This is a genomic window from Vibrio splendidus (assembly GCF_001557875.1).
GTDB classification, from domain to species: domain Bacteria; phylum Pseudomonadota; class Gammaproteobacteria; order Enterobacterales; family Vibrionaceae; genus Vibrio; species Vibrio splendidus_F.
In genome coordinates this window covers 129315-152416 of the sequence record NZ_LNRF01000007.1, presented here as the reverse complement: position 1 = coordinate 152416, position 23102 = coordinate 129315, and the positions used below count along the sequence as shown (strand labels likewise).

Here is a 23102-nt window from a genome sequence, read left to right as displayed (position 1 = left end):
TTTTAGCGGGATTTACTGCCATAAGCAAAGACATATAGACGTCTAGAAGTGTTGACGTCTCACGTTTATGAAAGTAAAGTGAATAACATATATCTAACACAGCCGCAAAATGCCGACAAGCAGCTGTGATTCTCAGACGCAAAACTTGTAAGGAAGCACCTATGAGCAGCCGGAAGCCAGCAACCATCGCAGTACGTACTGGTATCGAGTCAGACACGCAACACCATGCCGTTGTCCCACCTATTTATCTTTCGACTAACTATGGGTTTCCCGCTTTTGGTGAAGTGCCAAAGTACGATTACACCCGTTCCGGTAACCCAAACCGTGGTTTATTAGAAACGGCATTGTTTGAGCTTGAATCTGGCAAAGGTGCAGTGGTGACTAACTGTGGCACTTCGGCACTTAACTTGTGGGTATCCGCTTTCTTAGGCGGTGATGATCTTATTATCGCACCACACGACTGCTACGGTGGTACTTACCGCCTATTTAATACCCGCTCGTTAAAAGGTGACTTCAAAGTTTTGTTCGTTGATCAATCGGATCAAGCAGCGTTGGATGCGGCGATCGCGCTCAAGCCAAAGTTGATCTTAATAGAAACGCCATCGAACCCGTTGGTTCGTGTGGTTGATATTGCAGAGACTTGCCGTAAAGCGAAAGAGGTTGGTGCTCTGGTTGCTGTCGACAACACGTTTTTGACACCTGTATTCCAAAAGCCTTTAGAGCTGGGTGCGGATTTTGTTATCCACTCAACCACTAAGTACATCAATGGACACTCAGATGTGATTGGTGGCGTTGTGGTGACGAAAACTGAAGAACACGCTGAAGAGTTAGCATGGTGGGGCAACTGTATTGGTGCGACCGGCACACCATTTGATAGCTACATGACTTTACGTGGTATTCGTACGCTAGGTGCGCGTATGCGAGTTCACGAAGAAAGCTCACGTGAAATTCTGGCGTCTCTGCAGCAGCAAGATCTCGTTGGCACTATTTATCACCCAAGTCTTCCTGAACATCCAGGTCATGATATTGCGAAGAAACAGCAGTCTGGCTTTGGTTCAATGCTGAGCTTTGAGTTTGCGGGCTCATTCGAGGCACTTAAATACTTTGTTGATAAATTAGAGCTGTTTTCTTTGGCAGAATCATTGGGAGGTGTTGAAAGCCTAATTTGTCACCCAGCGTCGATGACTCACCGCGCGATGGGCGAAGAAGCATTAGCAGAAGCCGGTGTTTCTCAGCAACTACTGCGTCTATCTGTTGGCCTTGAAGATGCTGAAGACTTGATTGACGACCTCAAGCAAGCGTTTGAAAAGACACAAGGCTTTATCGCTGAAGGGGAGGGTTAATAATGGCAACCTTTCGCCAGCTACATAAATTTGGTGGCAGCAGTTTAGCGAATCCTGAGTGTTACCAGCGCGTGGTCAACATTCTTAGAGAATACTCAACAGCAACTGATTTGGTGGTGGTATCGGCAGCGGGTAAAACAACTAACCGCTTGATTGAGTTTGTTGAAGCGCTCGACAAAGATGGTCGTATTGCTCATGAATGCCTACAGGCACTTCGTCAGTTCCAGCTTGAACTGATTGAAACACTGCTTGAGGGTGAATCTGCTGCACAACTTACGGACACCATTCAACAAGAATTTACCGCTTTGGGTGAGCTAACAGCTCCTTTAAGCGAAGCGCAAAAAGCAAAAGTGCTTGGACACGGTGAGGTTTGGTCTTCACGTTTACTTGCGGCTTTGTTATGCCAGCATGACTTACAAGCAGTTGCTCAGGATGCACGTGCCTTTTTACGTGCAGAAGCGGGTGCTCAACCTGAAGTTGACCGCGCACGTTCTTATCCTCTGATCAAAGAAGCCTTAGCGCAGCATGCACATTGCCGCGTGGTGATTACGGGCTTTATGGCTCAGAACTTCGAGGGTGAAACGGTATTACTTGGTCGTAACGGTTCGGATTACTCAGCAACCGTGATTGGTGCTTTGGCTGAAGTTGAACGCGTGACGATTTGGAGTGATGTGGCGGGCGTTTACAGCGCTGACCCTCGTTTGGTTTCAGATGCGTGTCTACTGCCTCTACTTCGCCTTGATGAAGCCAGTGAATTGGCTCGTCTTGCCGCTCCAGTGCTTCATAGCCGAACGCTACAGCCTGTGGCTCAAAGTGCTATGGATCTCAGCTTACGCTGCAGCTACCAGCCAGAGGCGGGCTCTACACAGATTGAGCGCGTACTGGCATCGGGTCGTGGAGCAAAAATTATTACCTCTCTGGATGAAGTTCTTATCGTGCAGCTGACCTTTGGTCACGGCCATGATTTCGACCGTCTAGAGAGTGAAGTGCTTGAAGGGCTTAAGCGTGCTCAACTTGAGCCGCTGGCTTATGAGCTTGAACCGGATCAACACTGCTTGCGTCTTGCCTATACGGAAGAGATCGCTGGTGGTGCATTGGAATATTTACAAGACCACGCGATTGAAGCTGAGATTAAGCTTAAAGAAGGTTTTTCTCTGATTGCTGCTGTGGGGGCGGGTGTGACTAAGAACCCGAACCATTGCTACGGTTTCTACCAACAGCTTAAGAGCTCACCGGTTGAGTTCATCTCAGAAGCGAACTCAGGCTTAAGCTTGGTGGCTGTGATTCGTAAGAGTGAAACATCAAGTCTAGTGAAAGGCATTCACTCTCAACTGTTCCAAGCGCAGAAGCGTGTTGCGATTGCTTTGTGTGGTAAGGGCAACATTGGTTCAAGTTGGTTAAGCCTGTTTGCAGAGCAAAAAGCGGAACTTGAAAAGCGCCGTGGAATGAACTTTGAATTGGTAGCCGTGGTTGATAGCCAAACCTATTGGTTCAACGATCAAGGCATTGATGCGACCTCAGTGAGTAAGTGTTTTGACGATGAAGCGATTGCTAACAATGGTAATGACTGGTTAGAGCGTTTGGGTTCTATTCAGGGTTACGATGAAGCTGTGGTACTCGATGTCACTGCAAGCCCTGTGCTTGCAGCAAAGTACCTACAAATTGCACAACAAGGTATCCACCTGATCTCGGCTAACAAGGTGGCTGGTTCTGCATCGAGCGAGTATTACCATCAAGTACAAGATGCTTTCGCTAAGATCAGCCGTCATTGGTTGTACAACGCGACCGTTGGTGCAGGCCTGCCGATTAACCACACAGTCAGAGACTTGCGTGAAAGTGGCGATGACATTATTGCGCTGTCAGGTATCTTCTCAGGCACGCTGTCTTGGTTGTTCCAACAGTTTGATGGCACCGTGCCATTCAGCGAGTTGGTTGACTTAGCGTGGCAACAAGGCCTGACTGAACCTGACCCTCGTGCTGACCTAGATGGTTCAGACGTGATGCGTAAGCTGGTGATTCTGGCTCGTGAATCGGGTTTAGATATCGAGCCTGAAAACGTCAAAGTGGAATCATTGGTCCCTGAAGAGTTGCAAGATCTGTCGGTAGATGACTTCTTTGATAAGGCTTCGGTGCTAAGCGAAGAGTTGGCCGAGCGTTTAGAGAAAGCGCACTCTCAACAGAAAGTTCTGCGTTACGTCGCGCGTTTAGAGAAGAACGGCAAAGCAACCGTAGGTGTTGAAGCGTTATCGAAAGAGCACGCTCTGGCGAACTTGCTGCCTTGCGACAATATCTTTGCGATCGAGAGTAAATGGTACAAAGATAATCCATTGGTTATTCGTGGCCCGGGTGCTGGACGTGAAGTGACGGCTGGTGCAATTCAGTCTGATTTGAACCGAATGTCGAGCCTGTTCTAATACTCAGATCATTTGCTATGACACTTAAATAGCATACTATTCACTAAGATAAATAAGGCTGAAAGCACGATGTGTTTCTCAGCCTTTTTTCTTCCTTATTTCTGCTTTGCGACCCATCTAACGACTTGAGTTTTACTCACGATCTACTTGAAAAAAATTCATAATGGATCTGTTGACATTAAATCGTATTCAATACATTCTACAGACATATAGACGTCTAAACGTCGTTTAAGGATTTGAGTTTTTAGTGGTTGCTTTTGCCACAGGGAGAGTAAGATGGGATACACACACGCTAGTCATATCGACGCTTTAAATCAGAATATCGCTGAGCTTTCTGACAACATCAATGTGTCATTTGAGTTTTTTCCACCAAGCAATGAGAAGATGGAAGAGACCCTGTGGAATTCTGTTCACCGTCTTAAAACACTTCAACCAAAGTTTGTATCGGTAACTTACGGTGCAAACTCGGGCGAACGTGACCGTACTCACTCAATCATTAAAGAAATTAAGAACCAAACCGGCCTAGTGGCTGCACCGCACCTAACGTGTATTGATGCGAGTCGCGAAGAGCTGATTCAAATTGCCGACGATTACTGGGCGAATGGTATCGAGAGTATTGTTGCGTTGCGTGGTGATATTCCAGCAGGCGGCGGCGCGCCAGATATGTACGCATCTGACCTAGTTGAGCTACTTAAATCTCGCCACGATTTTGATATCTCAGTAGCGGCATTCCCTGAGGTTCACCCTGAAGCAAAAAGCGCTCAATCGGATCTTATTAACCTTAAGCGTAAAGTCGATGCGGGTGCTAACCGTGCTATCACTCAGTTCTTCTTCGATGTTGAAAGCTACCTACGTTTCCGAGACCGCTGTGTGGCGGCTGGTGTAGATGTTGAAATTGTTCCGGGCATCCTACCGGTTTCTAACTTCAAGCAAGCATCTCGCTTTGCTGCGATGAACAACGTAAAAGTACCAGGCTGGATGGCGAAGCAGTTCGAAGGTTTGGATGATGATCCAACGACTCGTCAGCTTGTTGGTGCTAGCCAAGCGATTGATATGGTTCGTACACTGAGCCGCGAAGGTGTGAAAGACTTCCACTTCTACACGCTAAACCGTGCAGAAATGACTTACGCACTTTGCCACACATTAGGTGTTCGTCCGCAAGTCGCTGCGCTTTAAGCAAAGTCTAGAAGTAAAGCCTAAGCGTTTGTAAAAAGCCTCTGACTGTAAAATTTCAAATCCTATAGATACAAAAAAGGCTTGGACTCATAGAGTTCAAGCCTTTTGCTTTTCTAGCTTCTAGCTTCTAGCTTCTAGCTTCTAGCTTCTAGCTTCTAGCTTCTAGCTTCTAGCTTCTAGCTTAAGCTAGAGCGCCAAGTTCAAGCAGTACTTCTTCAGCCCATACAATCCATGCTTCACGGATAAGTAGGTTACGACGAAGAGTAAGACGCTCAAGGCGAGCTTGCTTGTCTAGTGTTGATGGCGTTGCGTAGTAAGCCGCTTCGATTTCACGGTAGTGAGAAACCAGTTTGCGAGACTCTTCTACTAGCTCAGCAAGTTGTACACGGTAAGCGTCAGAAGGTTGTACAGCACAAGCCATTAGCTTAGCTGAGAACTCGTCACGAACGGTTGGGTGTGCAGTTGGTTGTTCAAACCATTCACCTAGCGCGCTACGGCCAGCATCAGTGATAGAGTAAACTTTACGATCTGGTTTGCCTTCTTGAGGCTCAAGCACGCAAGTTACCTGGTCGTTCTGAGCCATTTTATTTAGCTCGCGGTAAACTTGTTGGTGGCTAGCTTTCCAGAAGTAACCAATGCTTGCGGAGAATTCTTTTGTGATATCGTAACCAGTAGCATCGCGTGTACTTAAAACGGTTAGAATTACGTGTGGTAATGACATGTCTGAAATCCAAATGGTAAACAGTAAACAAATACTTAAACAACAAGTGTGCTTCTAATGGCACGTTATATTGGTTATGTCTAAGTAGCACCAACTCATCGGTTGGTTATGTCACCTTACAAAGCCGTTTATCACCTAGGTTGACCAGTTTATTGGTCAAATTGCTGCAGATTATTTTTTTGGAGTGTTTCCGCAGCGGAGCAGTAGTATATCTAAATAATAAGCATAAAGTAGAATACATGGACAAAATAACCCAAAAAACTGACAAAATACTCACTAGTGGTTATTTTGCAAAATAAAAAGGTCGCGCGTGGCGACCTTTTGTTCTTTTTATAGTAGGAATCACTAATTAACCAGTGTTTCGCATACCTGCTGCAATGCCTGCAATCGTCACCATTAGCGCTTCTTCTAGCTCTGCTGGTGGTGTTTCACACTTACGAGTACGGTACAGCAGTTCTGCTTGAAGCATGTTTAGTGGCTCAACGTAGATGTTACGTAAGCGAATTGACTCAAGCCCCCAAGGGTCGCTCTGCATCAAGTTCTCGTTATTTTCTACATTCAGTACCGCTTTGATGTCTTTTTGTAGCTGTTCACGCAGTAACTCACCCAGAGGCAATAGCTCTTCGTCAACAAGACGTTGATCGTAGTACTTCGCAATTTCCATGTTGCACTTCGAGTACACCATTTCCAACATACCCAGACGAGTTGAGAAGAATGGCCATTCACGACACATCTCTTCCAGTAGCGCTTGATGGCCTTGGTCTACAGAGTATTGAATGGCTTCACCAGCACCTAGCCATGCAGGAAGTACCAAACGGTTTTGGCTCCAAGAGAAGATCCATGGAATTGCACGTAGGCTTTCTACGCCGCCATTCGGGTTACGTTTTGCAGGGCGAGAACCAAGAGGCAGTTTACCTAGCTCCAGTTCAGGCGTCGCTTGACGGAAGTAAGGTACGAATTTCTCTTCACCACGAACCACGTTACGGTAAGCCTCACAAGAGACTTGAGACAGCACTTCCATTAGGTCGCGCCACTCTTGTTTTGGCTCTGGTGGCGGCAGAAGGTTCGCTTCTAGAATCGCACTTGCGTAAAGGTTAAAGCTGTTTACAGCAACGTCTGGTAAACCAAGCTTAAAGCGGATCATTTCGCCTTGCTCAGTTACACGTAAACCGCCTTTCAAGCTCTTAGGTGGCTGAGAAAGAAGAGCAGCGTGCGCTGGCGCACCACCACGACCAACCGTACCGCCACGACCGTGGAATAAAGTCAGCTCAATGCCTTCTTCGTCGCAAACCTTAACCAGCTTGTCCATCGCATCGTATTGAGCCCAACCTGCAGACATTACGCCGGCATCTTTTGCCGAGTCAGAGTATCCGATCATTACCATTTGATGGTTTTGGATAAAGCCACGGTACAAGTCGATGCTCATTAGCTGCTTCATTACCGCTTCTGAGTTGTTCAAGTCGTCTAGCGTTTCGAACAGCGGACATACGTCCATGCGGTACGGGCAACCACATTCTTGCAGCAGCAAGTGAACAGCCAGTACATCCGATGCAGTGCGAGCCATAGAAATCACGTAAGCACCGAAGGCTTCACGAGGTTGAGCAGCAATGACCTTACAGGTGTCCAAAACCTCTTTAACCTGTTCAGATGGCTCCCAATCACGAGGAAGTAGTGGGCGTTTTGAGCTTAATTCATTGGTTAAGAAAGCAATCTTGTCTTGCTCGCTCCACTGGTCGTAGTCGCCAATGCCTAGGTAGCGAGTCAGTTCAGACAGCACATCTGAATGACGTGTACTTTCTTGACGAACATCGAGACGCACTAGGTGTACACCGAATGCTTTTAGGCGGCGCAAGGTATCAAGTAGAGAACCGTCTGCGATTACGCCCATGCCACATTCGTGCAGCGATTGGTAACACGCGTAAAGCGGTGTCCAAAGTTGGTCGATGTTCTGTAGTGTTTCTTTCTTCGGTACTTCAGCATCATGCAGTTTTGCATCAAGCACTTCTAACGTGTTGTTCAGCAGAGTACGTAGGCTCTTTAGGATTGCACGGTAAGCTTCGTGCTCGTCACCCGCTAGCTCACGAACGGCATCATTACACTTAGTCATCGACAGTTCAGTAATCAGCTCGTTTACGTCACCTAGGTAAAGGTCAGCGGCTTTCCAGCGAGATAGGCGCAGTACTTCTTTGGTGATGGTGTGCGTTACGAATGGGTTACCATCGCGGTCGCCGCCCATCCAAGATGAGAAGTGTACCGGGCGCGCATCAATTGGTAGGCCTTTACCAAGGTAGCCTTTTAGTCGGCCATCCATTTCACGTAGGAAATCTGGTACAGCTTCCCAAAGTGAGTTTTCAACAACTGCAAAGCCCCATTTCGCTTCATCAAGTGGGGTAGGGCGTTGCTGACGAATCACATCTGAGTGCCAACCTTGAGCGATAAGTTGCTCTAGGCGACGTTCTGTTTTCACGCGCTCTTTGTGTGATAGGTCGCTTAATTCTAATTTAGACAGACACTCGTTGATCTTAACGAGCTTGTTGATCATGGTGCGACGAGTGATTTCTGTTGGGTGTGCAGTCAGAACGAGTTCAATGTTCAGGTCGCGAACGGCTTGAGCCGCATCTAGCTTGCTGATGTCATTCTGGTTTAATTTGGAAAATAGAGATTGCAGCACGTCTGGTTCGCAAACATGCTCCTCACAGTGGCGAGAGATGGTGTGGTACTGCTCTGCCATGTTGGTGAGGTTGAGAAATTGGTTAAATGCACGAGCAACAGGAGTGAGTTGTTCGTTCGGCAGGTTTTTGATTTCTTCAACTAGGCTGTCACGGTCAGCTTTGTTGCCTGCGCGGGCGGATTTGGAAAGTTTACGGATAGTCTCCACTTTCTCTAAGATAACGTCACCATGTGCATCTTGGATTGTGTTACCTAGCAAGCGTCCCAGCATGCTTACGTTACTCTTGAGAGCGGCGTATTTCTCGTTCATTGTCATCCTGCCTCGTAAAAAAATTACATCCATTGTTCCTTGTTAAGTACACAATCTAGCGAAAAGTGCTGTATCTAGTCAAATAAAGCATTCTAAGTTTGCAATTATTAGTTTTCGAAATGCGGGAGAAGTAAATTTTCCAATAGTTCGGAATTAAAGTGAAATTTAATTACAAGATCAGGCTGTGTCAGGGATGGCAGAATAAAAGCCACCTTTTGGGTGGCTTTTATACGAAAATATTGGAAGAAAAGTAATAACTAGAAACAATATTTACGGATCGATTTACTCAGAACATCAATCGTTGGATCGATAAAATCGAAGCTTAGGAACTCATCTGGTTGGTGAGCTTGGTCGATTGAGCCAGGACCCAGCACTAAGGTTGGGCAAAGTTCTTGAAGGAAAGGCGCTTCAGTACAGTAGTTCACGGTTTGCGATTCAATCTCACAAACGGATTCCATGCCACCGATAAATGGATGGTCGTGTTGGCACTCGTAACCTGGGATAGGTTCGTGCAGTGGCGTAATCTCGATTCTGCCCGGCCATTTTGCTTCCACTTCTTTGAGTGCGCTGCGCAGCATGTTATCCAAGCCATCTAGGCTGATGCCTGGCAAAGGACGCACATCATAGTGCAGCTCACAGCAACCACAGATACGGTTGGCACTGTCGCCACCGTGAATATGGCCAAGGTTTAGCGTTGGGCTTGGAATTGCGAAACCCGGGTGGTGATACTCTTTGACTAGCTTGTCACGCAGCTGCATCAAAGCGAACAACACTTCATGCATGATCTCGATGGCGTTGACACCTAATGCCGGATCTGAAGAGTGACCTGATTTACCCGTTACTCGCACAGCATTAGCAACATGGCCTTTATGACCACGAATCGGCACAAGGCTGGTTGGCTCACCAATAATGCAGTAATCCGGTTTAAACGGTGCATTTTCAGTGAAATGACGCGCACCCAGCATGGTGGTCTCTTCGTCACAGGTTGCCAATACATATAGCGGCTTGGTCTGTTTGCTCCAATCCATCTTCTTTGCCGCTTCATAAACGAAAGCGAAAAAGCCTTTCATATCGGCCGTACCTAATCCATAGAAGCGATTGTTGTGTTCTGTTAGTGCATGAGGGTCGAAATTCCAGCGTCCTTCATCGAATGGCACGGTGTCGCTGTGCCCTGCGAGTAGCAAGCCACCTTCGCCAGCCCCCATCTTTGCGACCATATTATGCTTGCCGGGCTCGACCTCCACGACCTCAACGCTAAAGCCTAAGTCTTTAAACCATTGAGCCATTTTTTCGATCACTTTTTCGTTGCCATGATCCCAGCTTGGATCGGTAGAACTAATAGAGTCGGTGGAAATTAGGCCTTTGTAGACCTCAAGAAAACTCGGTAATTGCATAATATCTTCACTTCTACTATTGACAGGAAAACTATAAGTCGGTAAAACACATATTAAATCATATTTAATGCATAAGAAATCAAATAAAGCCAAAAATTAAGTATGAATAGTCAAATTTTGAAATGTAACTTACCTCAGGAATGGATGTGTTGAGATGTTGAAAACCACGATCATTGGCGCAAGCGGCTACACAGGAGCAGAACTGGCTCTAATGATAAACAGACACCCTGAGCTCACGCTATCAGGTTTATATGTCTCAGCCAATAGTGTAGACGCAGGTAAACCTATTGCGGCACTGCACGGTAAGTTAGCTGGTTTGATTGATATGCCAGTACAACCTTTAACAAATCCGGAAGAAGTAGCTAAACAGTCTGATGTGATTTTCTTAGCAACAGCACACGAGGTCAGTCACGACCTAGCGCCAATCTTTCTAGAGAACGATTGCCAAGTCTTCGATCTATCGGGTGCATTCAGAGTTAAAGGCGAGAACTTCTACCAAGAGTTCTACGGTTTTGAACACCAACACGAACAATGGCTAGATAAAGCCGCTTACGGTTTAGCGGAATGGAATGAGCAAGCGATTAAAGAAGCTCAACTTGTTGCAGTCGCGGGTTGTTATCCAACCGCATCACAATTGGCGATTAAGCCTTTGGTTGAAGCGAAGTTACTGGATGAGAACCAATGGCCTGTGATTAACGCGACCAGCGGTGTTACTGGAGCGGGTCGTAAGGCGACTATGATTAACAGCTTTTGCGAAGTGAGTCTGCAAGCTTATGGCGTGTTCAATCACCGTCATCAACCTGAAATGGCTGCACACTTAGGATGTGATGTGATTTTTACTCCGCATCTCGGCAACTTTAAGCGCGGTATTTTAGCGACCATCACCATGAAATTGGCTGAAGGCGTGACAGAACAACAGATACAAGATGCCTTTGAGCAAGCTTACCAAGGTAAACCTGCGGTGAGACTACTCGAAGAGACACTGCCAAGAATTCAAGATGTAGAGCAGACGCCTTTCTGCGACTTAGGTTGGAAGGTTCAAGGTCAGCACATCATCGTTGTTTCAGCGATTGATAACTTATTAAAGGGTGCATCTAGCCAAGCGATGCAGTGTTTGAATTTACGTTATGGTTTTGCGCCATTAACTGCGTTAGTGTAAGGAAATCTAGATATGAGCCTTAATAATCAACCATTAATCATAAAGTTAGGTGGCGCTGCGCTATCTTGTGGTGAAACACTTAGCAAGTTATTTGGTGCTATCTCTGCTTACCAACAACAGGCACAACGACCAATCGTGATTGTTCACGGCGGCGGTTACCTTGTTGATGATTTGATGAATAAGTTGAACCTCGAAACCGTTAAGAAAGAAGGGCTACGTGTTACTCCTTATGACCAGATCCCTGTGATCGCTGGTGCACTAGCAGGCACGGCCAACAAACTACTTCAAGGTCAGGCGATTAAAGACGGTATCAATGCCGTTGGTTTGAGCCTTGCAGACGGTGGTTTATGCAAAGTGAGTGAACTGAACCCTGAACTGGGCGCGGTAGGAAAAGCGGAGCCGGGCGACTCGACCGTTCTGCAAGCGATTCTTAATGCGGGCGCACTGCCAATCATCAGCTCAATTGGTCTAACTGAACAAGGCCAACTGATGAACGTCAATGCCGACCAAGCTGCGGTTGCCGTTGCAGGCGCGCTTGATGCTGAACTGGTACTGCTTTCTGATGTAAGTGGTGTGTTGGATGGCAAAGGCCACCTCATTCCAAGCCTTAATCAACAACAAGCTGATGACCTTATTACAGGCAAAGTGATTACCGACGGCATGATCGTTAAGGTTCAAGCCGCACTAGAAGCCGCTAACGACCTTGGTCGACCAATCGAAGTTGCCACTTGGCGATACCCAGAAAAGCTAACACAACTGTTTTCAGGTAAAAGCATAGGAACACAGTTTTTACCTCAGTAGGTCTCACAACGAGTCACTACTTAAAGAATTTAGACAAATTAAATAAACATATAATTATGAAGTCATTTCCAACGCTGACCGCCATGTGCAGTATGGAAACTAGGAGAAAGAAAATGAGCAAAGTTAACGTAAAGAAAGTTGTAGTAGCCTACTCTGGCGGTCTAGACACATCAGTAATCATTCCATGGTTGAAAGAGAACTATGACTGTGAAGTGGTTGCGTTTGTCGCGGATGTTGGTCAAGGCGACGAAGAGTTGATTGGTATCGAAGAGAAAGCAAAGGCTTCTGGTGCATCTGAGTGTTACATCGCAGATCTTAAAGAAGAGATGGTTGCTGACTACATCTACCCGACGCTAAAAACGGGCGCTTACTACGAAGGCAAATACCTACTAGGTACTTCTATGGCTCGTCCAATCATTGCGAAAGCGCAGGTTGAAGTTGCTCGTAAAGTAGGAGCAGACGCACTGTGTCACGGGTGTACTGGTAAAGGTAATGACCAAGTTCGTTTTGAAGGTGCATTCGCAGCACTAGCACCAGACCTACACGTAATTGCACCATGGCGTGAGTGGGATCTCGTGAGCCGTGAAGAGTGTCTAGATTACCTAGCAGAACGTAACATCCCTTGTACTGCTTCTTTGACTAAGATTTACTCGCGTGATGCAAACGCATGGCACATCTCAACAGAAGGTGGCGTTCTAGAAGATACATGGAACGCACCGAACGAAGATTGCTGGGCTTGGACTGTAGACCCAGAGCAGGCACCAAACGAATCTGAAACAGTGACGCTTAAAGTTGAAAAAGGTGAAGTGGTAGCGGTTGATGGTGAAGCGATGACGCCATACAACGCACTGGTTTACCTAAATGAGAAGGGCGCTAAGCACGGTGTTGGTCGTATAGATATCGTAGAAAACCGTCTTGTAGGCATGAAGTCTCGTGGTTGTTACGAAACTCCGGGTGGCACAATCATGATGGAAGCATTGCGTGCAGTAGAGCAGCTGGTTCTTGATAAAGCGGCATTCGAATTCCGTGAAGAGTTAGGTGTTAAAGCATCTCACCTTGTATACGATGGTCGTTGGTTCACTCCGCTATGTAAGTCAATCCTTGCAGCGACAGAAGAACTAGCACAAGACGTGAATGGTGAAGTGGTTATCAAACTTTACAAAGGTCATGCGACGGTAACTCAGAAGCGTTCTGACAACAGCCTATACTCTGAAGAGTTTGCTACTTTTGGTGAAGACGAAGTTTACGACCAAAGCCACGCTGAAGGCTTCATCCGCCTTTACTCGCTATCAAGCCGTATCCGTGCTCTGAATAGCCAAAAGTAATCCTAACAATGAGTTAGTGAGCTAGCCTTTGATGAAAAATTAAAGGTCAGTAAACAGACATTATTATGCAAAGCCCATTCACTATTGATTAGTGAGTGGGCTTTTTACTTTCTATTCGCTTAATAAATCAGCTTCGGTTTTTACTATCGATTGGCATATAATTCGCGCTCGACGCTGAAAATAATCAATGTATTCAACTCCTGGTGAATAAATATGTGAAAATAATGAATTAATACTTTATTTTCATTTTGAATTGCCGTAAGTTTAAACCATCAGAAAAATACTGAATCTTAATCAGAATTATCATTTGCAAAAACAGTGAGCACTGTGCAATTAGGAGATACACAATGGCATTATGGGGCGGTAGATTTACCCAAGCAGCAGACACCCGGTTCAAAGATTTTAACGATTCTCTTCGTTTTGATTACCGATTGGCTGAGCAAGACATTGTGGGCTCAATTGCCTGGTCTAAAGCTCTACTGTCGGTCAACGTATTAACAGAAGAAGAGCAACAGAAGCTTGAGTTAGCGCTGAATGAGCTAAAACTTGAGGTGATGGAAGATCCTGAACAGATTCTACGTTCTGATGCAGAAGATATTCACAGCTGGGTTGAGCAACAACTTATCGGTAAAGTCGGTGATTTGGGCAAAAAACTTCACACTGGCCGTTCTCGTAATGACCAAGTAGCGACTGACCTTAAGCTTTGGTGTCGTCAGCAAGGTAATCAACTGCTGCTAGCGCTTGATCGCCTACAGAGCCAAATGGTGAATGTTGCTTCTCAGCATCAAGAAACTGTGCTTCCTGGCTACACTCATTTACAACGTGCTCAGCCGGTAACTTTTGCTCACTGGTGCTTGGCTTACGTTGAAATGCTTGAGCGTGATTATTCTCGTTTGAATGATGCGATTAAGCGTTTAGATACATGTCCGCTGGGTTCTGGTGCCCTTGCAGGAACAGCTTACCCGATGGACCGTGAAGAGTTAGCTCACAACTTAGGTTTCCGTCGTGCAACGCGCAACTCTCTAGATTCAGTCTCTGACCGTGATCATGTGATGGAGCTGATGTCGATCGCTTCTATCTCTATGCTTCACCTTTCGCGTCTTGCAGAAGATATGATTTTCTACAACTCTGGTGAATCAAACTTCATCGAGTTAGCAGATACCGTGACTTCAGGTTCATCTCTGATGCCACAAAAGAAAAACCCGGATGCGCTAGAACTTATTCGTGGCAAAACGGGCCGTGTGTACGGTTCATTAGCAGCAATGATGATGACAGTGAAAGCTCTGCCTTTGGCATACAACAAAGACATGCAAGAAGATAAAGAAGGTCTGTTCGACGCTTTAGACACTTGGAATGATTGTATGGAAATGGCTGCACTTTGTTTTGACGGCATTAAAGTGAACGGCGAACGTACACTGGAAGCAGCGAAGCAAGGTTATGCAAACTCTACGGAACTGGCTGATTACCTAGTAGCGAAAGGCATTCCTTTCCGTGAAGCTCACCATATTGTTGGTGTAACAGTAGTGGCGGCGATTGCTAAAGGCTGTGCACTGGAAGAATTAACCATCGCAGAGATGAAAGAGTTCTCTGAGGTGATTGAAGAGGATGTATATGACATCCTGACCATTGAATCGTGTCTTGAAAAACGTAGCGCGCTAGGTGGTGTATCTCCACAGCAAGTGGCTTACGCGGTTGACCAAGCTGAGAAACGTTTATCACAGCGTGACACTTCCATCGTTAAGGTTCGTCCTGCTCGTCTGACTGATATTGAAGCGTTAGAAGGCATGGTCGCTTACTGGGCGAACATGGGTGAAAACCTACCTCGTTCTCGTAATGAACTGGTGCGTGATATTGGCTCGTTTGCAGTCGCAGAACATCATGGTGAGGTGACAGGTTGTGCATCACTCTATGTGTATGACTCTGGCCTAGCAGAAATACGTTCATTGGGCGTTGAAGCGGGTTGGCAAGGTCAAGGGCAGGGGACAGCAATTGTGCAGCACTTGGTTGAGAAAGCACGCCAAATGGCCATCAAGAAGGTGTTTGTACTGACTCGTACGCCTGAATTCTTTATGAAGCATGACTTCTTACCAACATCGAAATCTCTGCTACCTGAGAAGGTACTGAAAGATTGCGACCAGTGCCCTCGTCAACATGCGTGTGATGAAGTGGCTTTGGAAGTGAACTTGGTCGAGCAGATTATCGCTAAGGTGAATGTTGCATAAGGCATTGATTTTATAGCCCTAAAAAAAAGATCGAAAATCTGATCTTTTTTGGGAACAAATTAAGAAAAGCCCGGTCTATTAAAGTACCACTGCTTTTTCTTAGAATTTTCTAAGAAAGCCCTAGAATCGATTGGTTCTGGGGCTTTTTTCTATCTGCTGTTTGGGAAATGATGATGGCTCGATAATTATGATGAATTATCGGATTATTTAGCCCTGTCTTTAATCACTACTCTTTATCTAATAAAGACTTTCAGCTAACGTTTTTTGTCCTTTAACGGTAGCACCACAAACTTCATGACCCAATGCAACGATAGCAAGCCACTGAACGCGAAAGCGGCCATCATCAAAGCGATGGCATTGATGGTTTTTGGGTCTTCTCTGAAAAATAGCCACCATACTCCCCAACTCAAAATCGACAACACCATCAGCTGATTCATGCAACGCTGGCAGCGACCGAGTTTGTTGCGGATTTTTTCACTTTTATTGCAATGAATGCATGTCATCTTGGGTTTGATTCGCGTTATGCTTGTTGCCCTAATAATAACACGTCACAAGATATTGGATCACGGTGACACAGAGAGAGAAAGTCGATGATTGAGCGCCAAGAAACCAAACAACGCATGAGCCGTATTGTGAAACACAACGGCACTATCTACCTATGTGGCCAAGTGTGTGCTGATGCAACCAAAGACATCACAGAGCAAACACAGACGATGCTGGATAAAGTAGAAGCCCTACTTGAGCAAGCAGGCAGCGACAAAGAGCACATGCTGTCAGCAACGATTTACTTGAAAGATATGAAAGACTTCCAAGAAATGAACGCAGTTTGGGATGCATGGGTTCCAGAAGGCCACGCTCCAGCTCGCGCATGTGTGACTGGCGACATGGCTCGCGAAGCGCTACTTGTTGAGATCTCTGTGATTGCTGCTGAGAAGTAATAGCTAAGTCTTTAGCTACCGGCAATTGCTTCAAGAGATTCCAGATACCTCGTCCCTCGGTTCTGGAATGACGAGTTTAGTTTTGGTTTAGCTGATGCGTCACTTTGATTTGCTTCAGTTTAGACGCGTTTTGAAAAGCACCGTTATTCTGGTTAGCTTCGCCTAGACGTGTATGAAAATTGCTGTCATTCCCGAGAGCGACGAAGGAGCGTAGTCGGGAATCTGTTATTTGTTCGTTGCCGAAAAACAAAAAGGAAAGCCAATGGCTTTCCTTTTTAGTATCTAATTTATGTGTTCTGTCTCAATCAACCGAGATTAACAACCAGGTCCACAATCTAGACAGTGTTTCACCATCTCTGGGCCTAAGTGCAGTTTCGCGTTGAGGTCACGCAGCGCTGTTCGTACACCCTCTTCGATTACTGGGTGGTAGAACGGCATGTCTAGCATTTCAGAAACCGTCATCTTGTTCTGGTGTGCCCATGCTAACAAGTGAGCTAAGTGTTCTGCGTTTGGTCCCATCATCTCAGCACCAAGGAAGCGGCCTGTACCTTGCTCGCCGTAAACGTGCAGAATACCTTTGTTGCGCAGCATTACTCGAGAACGACCTTGGTTTTCGAAAGACACTTCACCCGTTGCGAAACAACCACAAGTGCCTAAGCGGGAGGTGATCTCTTTGTAGGTTTCACCAACCATCGCGATTTGCGGGTCAGAGAATACCGCTGAGATTTTAGAGCGGCGTAGGCCTGCACGAATCTCAGGGAAGCGACCAGCGTTGTCACCTGCAATGCGGGCTTGGTCTGCGGCTTCATGTAGCAGAGGCAGTTGGTTGCTTGCATCACCTGCAATGAATACTGATGGCAATGATGTTTGTAGCGTGTAGTGGTCAGCGATTGGAACACCACGCTCATCAAGTTCTAGAGAGGTATTCTCTAGGCCAAGTTTGTCGGTGTTGGGACGACGCCCCGTTGCTGCCAGTGCGTACTCAACGACGTTAGTTTCTAGTTCACCTTGCTTATTGATGAACTGGATTTCGACGCGAGCCTCACCTGACTCAGTGGTAATACGCTTCATGCTTTCGATTTTCACGTCGGCATCTAGGTAGAACTCTTCATTGAAGGCTTTATCTGCGTAAGCCATGATCTCAGGGTCGGTTACTGGGCCAACTTGACCACCCAAACCGAACAGTTTGGTTTTCACACCTAATCGGTGTAGTGACTGACCAAGCTCAAGGCCAATAACACCTGGGCCAAATACAGCAACCGATTCTGGTAAGTCATCCCAGCTAAACACGTCATCGTTAATGATTAGGCGGTCGCCAAGTTCATTCCAAACTGCAGGGTATGCAGGGCGCGAACCTGTCGCGATAACAATACGTTTAGCCGTTACAACCGTGTGGTCATCAATTTGTAGCGTGTTGTCGTCTAAGAATTTTGCGTAGCCAGAGATCTTGTCTTGCTCTGGGATTTCATCAACACCCTCTAAAACAAAACCAACAAAACGGTCACGCTCAAACTTCACTCGGTCCATCACTTCACGGCCGTTAATCACGATATCGCCTTGTGGGTGAACGCCAAAAGCCGGAGCTTTCTCGATTTGGTGTACGCTTTCTGCAGCTGCAATAAGCAGTTTAGATGGCATACAACCAACACGAGCACAGGTTGTGCCGTAAGGGCCGCCTTCAATCATCACGACACTGTCAGTGTGTGCTTTTGCAGCGCGGTAAGAACCTAGACCTGCCGTACCGCCCCCGATAACTGCTACATCTACATTGACTTGTTTCATAATAATTTTCTCGCAATGGCTGAATTTAGTTTGAACGACCCCCTCCAACTCTGGTGATTGTTTGAGAGTCAGGATAACGGGGCAGTTTTGTGATTCTGTTTTATTAGGTTTAGCTTGTGGTTCTGCTTTTTGTTACTAGCTGCTTCTTGTTACTAACTATAGGTTAGTTCAAAGTGGGCGAGCCACAGGCTATATTCTCTTTCCAAAACTCAGATAAGAGTGGTTTGGAATAGCTAACCCACAAGAGGGTGGGTTAGCTGGTATTACTGCTATTTATTTACTAAGCGTTTACTTGCGACTAAGTGATTAACCTAGGAAAGCTTCTAGTTCTTCGCTACCACCGATGTGTTTGCCACCGATGAATACTTGAGGAACGGTAGTGCGACCAGAGATTGCACGTAGGCTTACTGTTGTTGCATCTTTACCTAGAACCACTTCTTCGTAGTTCAGACCTTTGTCGATTAGGTTCTGTTTTGCTTTCATACAGAAAGGGCAGCCTGGCTTAGTGAATACTGTGATTGACTCTTGCTCTTTGTGCTCAGGAGCAAGGTAGTTAAGCATAGTATCTGCATCAGAAACCTTGAACGGGTCGCCTGGTACGTCTTCTTCGATGAACATTTTTTCTACCACGCCGTTTTTAACCAGCATGCTGTAGCGCCATGAACGTTTGCCGAAACCGATGTCGTTTTTCTCAACTAGCATACCCATGCCGTCTGTGAAATCACCGTTACCATCTGGGATGAATGTGATGTTTTCCGCTTCTTGGTCTGCTTTCCAAGCGTTCATTACGAATGTGTCGTTTACTGAAACACACAGAATGTCATCAACACCGTTTTCTTTGAATACAGAGTGTAGCTCGTTGTAACGAGGAAGGTGGCTTGAAGAACATGTTGGTGTAAACGCACCTGGTAGGCTGAATACGATAACTGTCTTGTCTTTGAATAGCTCTTCCGTCGTTACGTTAACCCATGCATCACCTTGGCGAGTTGGGAATGTTACTTGAGGGATTGATTGACCTTCTTTAGATGCAAACATATTGATTTCCTTAAATAGTATTTTTAATTTTGTTCTATCAGAGCTTAACGTTTTTCTTCGCTCTGTTTCGTTTCGTTGAGCCCATTATTAGATAAATCCTTTGATAGCTCTAATCGTTTGATGTTATGGTTTTGATAGGTAAATTCTATCAAGAGCATTTTTCTTTTAAATGTTTCTATTAGAACCCTTGTTCTTATTAAAACCTGAGGTAAGAGACTGATCATGAACATTCGTGACTTTGAATACTTGGTGGCGCTCGCAGAGCATAAACACTTCCGAAAAGCGGCAGAAGCGTGCTTTGTCAGTCAGCCGACACTAAGCGGTCAAATACGCAAACTAGAAGATGAAATTGGACTTCAGTTAACCGAGCGTAGTCCAAGGAAGGTAATATTTACAGAATCAGGGTTACAACTTGTTGAACAAGCCAAGCGTATTCTCAATGAAGTGAAAACTTTTAAAGATATGGCGAGTGGACACGGTGAAGCGATGACGGGGCCAATGCACATTGGTTTTATCCCTACCGTTGGCCCGTACATTTTGCCAAAGATTATTCCTCATCTAAAAGAGAGTTTCCCAGATCTTGAGCTTTACCTGCACGAAGCGCAGACCCATCAGCTAGTGAGCCAACTAGAAGATGGCAAGCTTGATTGCTTGGTGCTGGCTGCAGTTGATGAAACGGCGGTGTTTAAAGAGATTGATGTGTATGACGAGCCATTAAGTGTTGCCGTTCCATGTGACCACGAGTGGGCTCAGCAAGACACTGTCGATATGCTGCAGCTAAATGGACAAACCGTACTGGCGCTAGGTGACGGCCACTGTTTAAGAGACCAAGCCTTGGGCTTCTGTTTTGCTGCGGGTGCCAAAGATGACGAACGTTTTAAGGCAACCAGCTTAGAAACGCTGCGTAACATGGTCGCGGCGGGGGCGGGCATTACCTTGCTACCTCAGTTATCGGTGCCAAAGGAAAAGCAGAAAGATGGTGTGTGTTACGTACCTGCGGTGAATCCTACACCTTCACGTAGAATTGTCGTGGCTTACCGTCCGGGCTCTCCATTGAAGGGACGTTTCGACCAACTGGCTGAGACGATTCGCACTCAACTGGAGAAGACGGCTTAGCGCTTGAGTTTAGATCCTAGTCTGGTCAGATATAGATATAAAAAAAGGGTTGATATGAATGCATATCAACCCTTTTTATTGGTTCATGTTACTAGGTTCTACAAATCCTAGTTAGAACAGCTCTTCTATTGCTTCACCTGATGAGGTTGAGTAGATGTCATCATTGAAACGTTCAGTGATGTACTCGGTTGGCTCAGTGCCTTTCTCGAAGTACTCGAACATTGATGAGCTATCGAACTTGTTGGTCAGTAAGCCAGTTTCACGGTCGATACGAACACGAACGATGTTCTCAGGAATCTCTTTACGCTCAGCAGGAACACCCGCTAACGCCGTACCCATGAAATCAACCCATGCAGGTTCTGCTGTTTTCGCGCCAGCTTCTGCACCAGTAATCTGATTCTTACCAAGGTTCGAGTTCGCTTTGGTTCTGCCTAGGTTACGGTTGTGGTTATCAAAACCAACCCATACCGTTGCAACCATGCCAGGGCCGTAACCGCTGTACCAAGTATCTTTCGAATCGTTGGTGGTACCCGTTTTGCCGCCAATGTCCCGACGCTTCAACGGCTGTGCACGCCAACCTGTACCGTTCCAACCAGTACCTGCGCTCCAATCACCGCCACCCCAGATGTTGCTGTACATCATTTCACGAACAAGGAATGCGTTCTGTTCAGAGATAACTTGAGGTGCGTATTGTACTTTGGCATCCACATCTTGCTCTGCAAACTCGTCCGCCATTGGATCTGCAGTAATGGTCTGCTTGCAATTTTCTTTACACACGACTTTTGGCGTTGCTTCAAACTCAGTCTCGCCAAATGGTGTCTCAACGCGGCTGATATAGAAAGGTTCAACGTAGTAACCACCGTTAGCGAATACTGAGTAACCTTGCGCTACTTTCATTGGCGTTAAGCTGCCAGCACCCAGAGCAATGGTTTCTGAACGAGGCACTTCATCAATATCAAAGCCGAAACGAGTTAGGTAGTTACGAGTATCATCCAAGCCAACTTCACGCAGTACACGTACCGCCATTACGTTTTTCGATTGAGCTAAGCCAATACGTAAACGAGTCGGGCCAACGTAGGTTGGTGGTGAGTTCTTTGGTCGCCATGCCGTACCTTGGCTCTTATCCCATTGGTTAATCGGTGCATCGTTAATCAGTGAAGCCAGTGTTAAGCCTTTCTCAATCGCTGCTGAATAGATAAATGGTTTGATGCCAGAACCGACCTGACGAATAGATTGCGTCGCACGGTTGAACTTGTTGTGGACAAAGTTAAAGCCACCCACCATCGACAATACTGCGCCGTTGTTCGGGTTCATTGCCACAAACGCAGTGTTTGCATTTGGCACTTGGCTTAGACGCCAAACAACAGGTGTTTCCGATTCTGCTGTCGCTGACTCTTCTGTCGGCTCTTCAGAGGCTTCGTCACCTGTTACGGCTTCATGGCGAACCCAGATTTGCTCACCAACCGCCAGAATCTCTTTCGCTTGAGAAGGCGCTGGTCCTTGGCGGTTATCCGTTAGGAATTTACGCGCCCAGTTCATGCCTTGCCATTCGATAGTGCCTTCACCTTGGTTCTTAACCCAAATTTGAGCACTTTTCGAATCAACCGCGGTAACAACAGCAGGGACTAGGTCACCATAGGTTGGTTGAGACTTAAGGTGTTTAACGATTTGTTCTTGATCCCACGCTGATTGCGCAGTCTGCCACAATACTTTTTCAGCACCACGGTAGCCGTGACGCTCATCGTAGCCAAGTAGGTTCTTAATTGCGGCTTGATTCGCTGCTTTTTGCAGTTTCGAATCAACGGTCGTGTAGACCTTCATGCCTGATGTATAAGCTTCTTCACCATAGCGTTCCACCATCCAAGCACGTGCAACTTCAGCAACATATGGCGCGCTCAGTTCGATCTCTGCACCGTGGTATTTCGAGATAAGCTCTTCGCTACGAGCGTCATCGAACTCTGCTTGAGTGATGTATTTCTCGTCTAACATACGACGCAATACAACGTTACGACGGTTAGTCGCGCGCTCAACAGAGTAAATAGGGTTCATTGTCGAAGGTGCTTTTGGCATACCCGCAAGGGTCGCAATTTCACTCAGCGTGAGATCAGGAAGATCTTTACCGAAGTAAACACGTGCTGCCGCGCCAAAACCATACGAACGGTGACCAAGGAAGATCTTGTTAACGTAAAGTTCCATGATCTCTTCTTTACTAAGAAGCTGCTCAATGTGGATCGCAATGAAGATCTCTTTGATCTTACGCATAATCTTTTTCTCATTAGATAAGAAGAAGTTACGCGCAAGCTGCTGAGTAATAGTACTCGCCCCTTGTTTGGCTGAACCCGACATGGCAACCACGAGTGCTGCACGTGTGATACCGATTGGGTCAATACCTGGGTGTTCATAGAAACGGCTATCTTCGGTGGCAATCAGAGCCTCAACTAAGTGGCGAGGAATCTCGTCATAAGTGACTGGATTACGACGCTTTTCACCAAATTGAGAGATCAACTTACCGTCTTGACTGAAGACTTGCATCGGCGTTTGGAGTTCTACGTCGCGCAAAGTGGCAACATCAGGCAACTCTGGTTTTACGTAAAAATAAAACCCGAAAATTGTACTGACTCCAAGAATCATGCAAATCAATGTAAATATGAATAATCGCTTTATGAACTTCACCGGATAATCCCTGATTAGTTAAG

General features: G+C 46.2%; 17 protein-coding genes. 9 read left to right on the top strand and 8 right to left on the bottom strand.

Translation table 11 applies throughout. The features are described from left to right. The first annotated feature begins 161 nt into the window (after window positions 1-161). The 3 genes from ATB74_RS16575 (at window position 162) to metF (ending at window position 4933) form a co-directional block, all read left to right on the top strand. A complete protein-coding gene (locus ATB74_RS16575) occupies window positions 162-1343 on the top strand; it encodes an O-succinylhomoserine (thiol)-lyase (RefSeq protein WP_017632080.1) in 1182 nt (393 codons plus the stop codon). Window positions 1344-1345: 2 nt separating this feature from the next. Then, window positions 1346-3757 (top strand): bifunctional aspartate kinase/homoserine dehydrogenase II, encoded by a 2412-nt coding sequence (locus ATB74_RS16570; RefSeq protein WP_061019187.1) that lies wholly within the window; start codon window positions 1346-1348, stop codon window positions 3755-3757. A 276-nt stretch (window positions 3758-4033) separates the two neighbouring features. Next, window positions 4034-4933 (top strand): methylenetetrahydrofolate reductase, encoded by a 900-nt coding sequence (metF, locus tag ATB74_RS16565; protein ID WP_029405383.1) that lies wholly within the window; start codon window positions 4034-4036, stop codon window positions 4931-4933. A gap of 181 nt (window positions 4934-5114) precedes the next feature. On the opposite strand, the gene ATB74_RS16560 is transcribed toward metF, so the two are convergent. From ATB74_RS16560 to argE, 3 genes are all read right to left on the bottom strand, one after another. Then, the gene (locus ATB74_RS16560) at window positions 5115-5654 is read right to left on the bottom strand and encodes a PadR family transcriptional regulator (protein WP_061019186.1); all 540 of its coding nucleotides are present in this window, start codon (window positions 5652-5654) and stop codon (window positions 5115-5117) included. Between the two features lie 349 nt (window positions 5655-6003). Then, window positions 6004-8640 (bottom strand): phosphoenolpyruvate carboxylase, encoded by a 2637-nt coding sequence (ppc, locus tag ATB74_RS16555; protein ID WP_179946924.1) that lies wholly within the window; start codon window positions 8638-8640, stop codon window positions 6004-6006. Window positions 8641-8891: 251 nt separating this feature from the next. Then, window positions 8892-10028, bottom strand: a complete 1137-nt coding sequence (gene argE, locus ATB74_RS16550; protein WP_061019185.1) for an acetylornithine deacetylase — start codon at window positions 10026-10028, stop codon at window positions 8892-8894. A gap of 154 nt (window positions 10029-10182) precedes the next feature. Between argE and argC the strand changes: the two genes are divergently transcribed. The 4 genes from argC (at window position 10183) to argH (ending at window position 15535) form a co-directional block, all read left to right on the top strand. Next, window positions 10183-11187 carry an N-acetyl-gamma-glutamyl-phosphate reductase gene (gene argC / locus ATB74_RS16545; RefSeq protein WP_061019184.1) on the top strand — a complete coding sequence of 335 codons (1005 nt, stop codon included), beginning with the start codon at window positions 10183-10185 and terminating at the stop codon, window positions 11185-11187. Window positions 11188-11199: 12 nt separating this feature from the next. Continuing rightward, the gene (gene argB / locus ATB74_RS16540; RefSeq protein ID WP_017061138.1) at window positions 11200-11988 is read left to right on the top strand and encodes an acetylglutamate kinase; all 789 of its coding nucleotides are present in this window, start codon (window positions 11200-11202) and stop codon (window positions 11986-11988) included. A 113-nt stretch (window positions 11989-12101) separates the two neighbouring features. After that, window positions 12102-13313: an argininosuccinate synthase gene (locus tag ATB74_RS16535; RefSeq protein WP_061019183.1), complete on the top strand. Its 1212-nt coding sequence runs from the start codon at window positions 12102-12104 to the stop codon at window positions 13311-13313. A gap of 347 nt (window positions 13314-13660) precedes the next feature. Continuing rightward, on the top strand, window positions 13661-15535 hold the full coding sequence (gene argH, locus ATB74_RS16530; RefSeq protein WP_017061136.1) for an argininosuccinate lyase: 1875 nt from the start codon (window positions 13661-13663) through the stop codon (window positions 15533-15535). A gap of 254 nt (window positions 15536-15789) precedes the next feature. On the opposite strand, the gene ATB74_RS16525 is transcribed toward argH, so the two are convergent. Further along, window positions 15790-16038, bottom strand: a complete 249-nt coding sequence (locus ATB74_RS16525) for a DUF3624 domain-containing protein (RefSeq protein ID WP_061019182.1) — start codon at window positions 16036-16038, stop codon at window positions 15790-15792. An 87-nt stretch (window positions 16039-16125) separates the two neighbouring features. On the opposite strand from ATB74_RS16525, the gene ATB74_RS16520 reads away from it, so the two are divergent. Further along, window positions 16126-16473 carry a RidA family protein gene (locus ATB74_RS16520; RefSeq protein WP_004729674.1) on the top strand — a complete coding sequence of 116 codons (348 nt, stop codon included), beginning with the start codon at window positions 16126-16128 and terminating at the stop codon, window positions 16471-16473. Between the two features lie 315 nt (window positions 16474-16788). On the opposite strand, the gene ATB74_RS16515 is transcribed toward ATB74_RS16520, so the two are convergent. The 3 genes from ATB74_RS16515 to ATB74_RS24515 all read right to left on the bottom strand — a co-directional run bounded on the left by ATB74_RS16515 (window position 16789) and on the right by ATB74_RS24515 (window position 19514). Further along, complete coding sequence (locus ATB74_RS16515; RefSeq protein WP_061019181.1) at window positions 16789-18255, bottom strand: dihydrolipoyl dehydrogenase; 1467 nt, start codon at window positions 18253-18255, stop codon at window positions 16789-16791. Window positions 18256-18561: 306 nt separating this feature from the next. Beyond that, window positions 18562-19290 (bottom strand): glutathione peroxidase, encoded by a 729-nt coding sequence (locus ATB74_RS16510; RefSeq protein WP_048659171.1) that lies wholly within the window; start codon window positions 19288-19290, stop codon window positions 18562-18564. A gap of 44 nt (window positions 19291-19334) precedes the next feature. Further along, window positions 19335-19514 (bottom strand): hypothetical protein, encoded by a 180-nt coding sequence (locus ATB74_RS24515; RefSeq protein WP_017096544.1) that lies wholly within the window; start codon window positions 19512-19514, stop codon window positions 19335-19337. Between ATB74_RS24515 and oxyR the strand changes: the two genes are divergently transcribed. Beyond that, a complete protein-coding gene (oxyR, locus tag ATB74_RS16500; RefSeq protein WP_061019180.1) occupies window positions 19513-20406 on the top strand; it encodes a DNA-binding transcriptional regulator OxyR in 894 nt (297 codons plus the stop codon). The two genes, ATB74_RS24515 and oxyR, sit on opposite strands and share 2 nt — an antisense overlap. Window positions 20407-20517: 111 nt before the next feature. Here the strand turns inward: oxyR and ATB74_RS16495 are convergent, their stop codons facing one another. After that, window positions 20518-23079 (bottom strand): penicillin-binding protein 1A, encoded by a 2562-nt coding sequence (locus ATB74_RS16495; protein WP_061019179.1) that lies wholly within the window; start codon window positions 23077-23079, stop codon window positions 20518-20520. Between the last annotated feature and the right edge of the window lie 23 nt (window positions 23080-23102).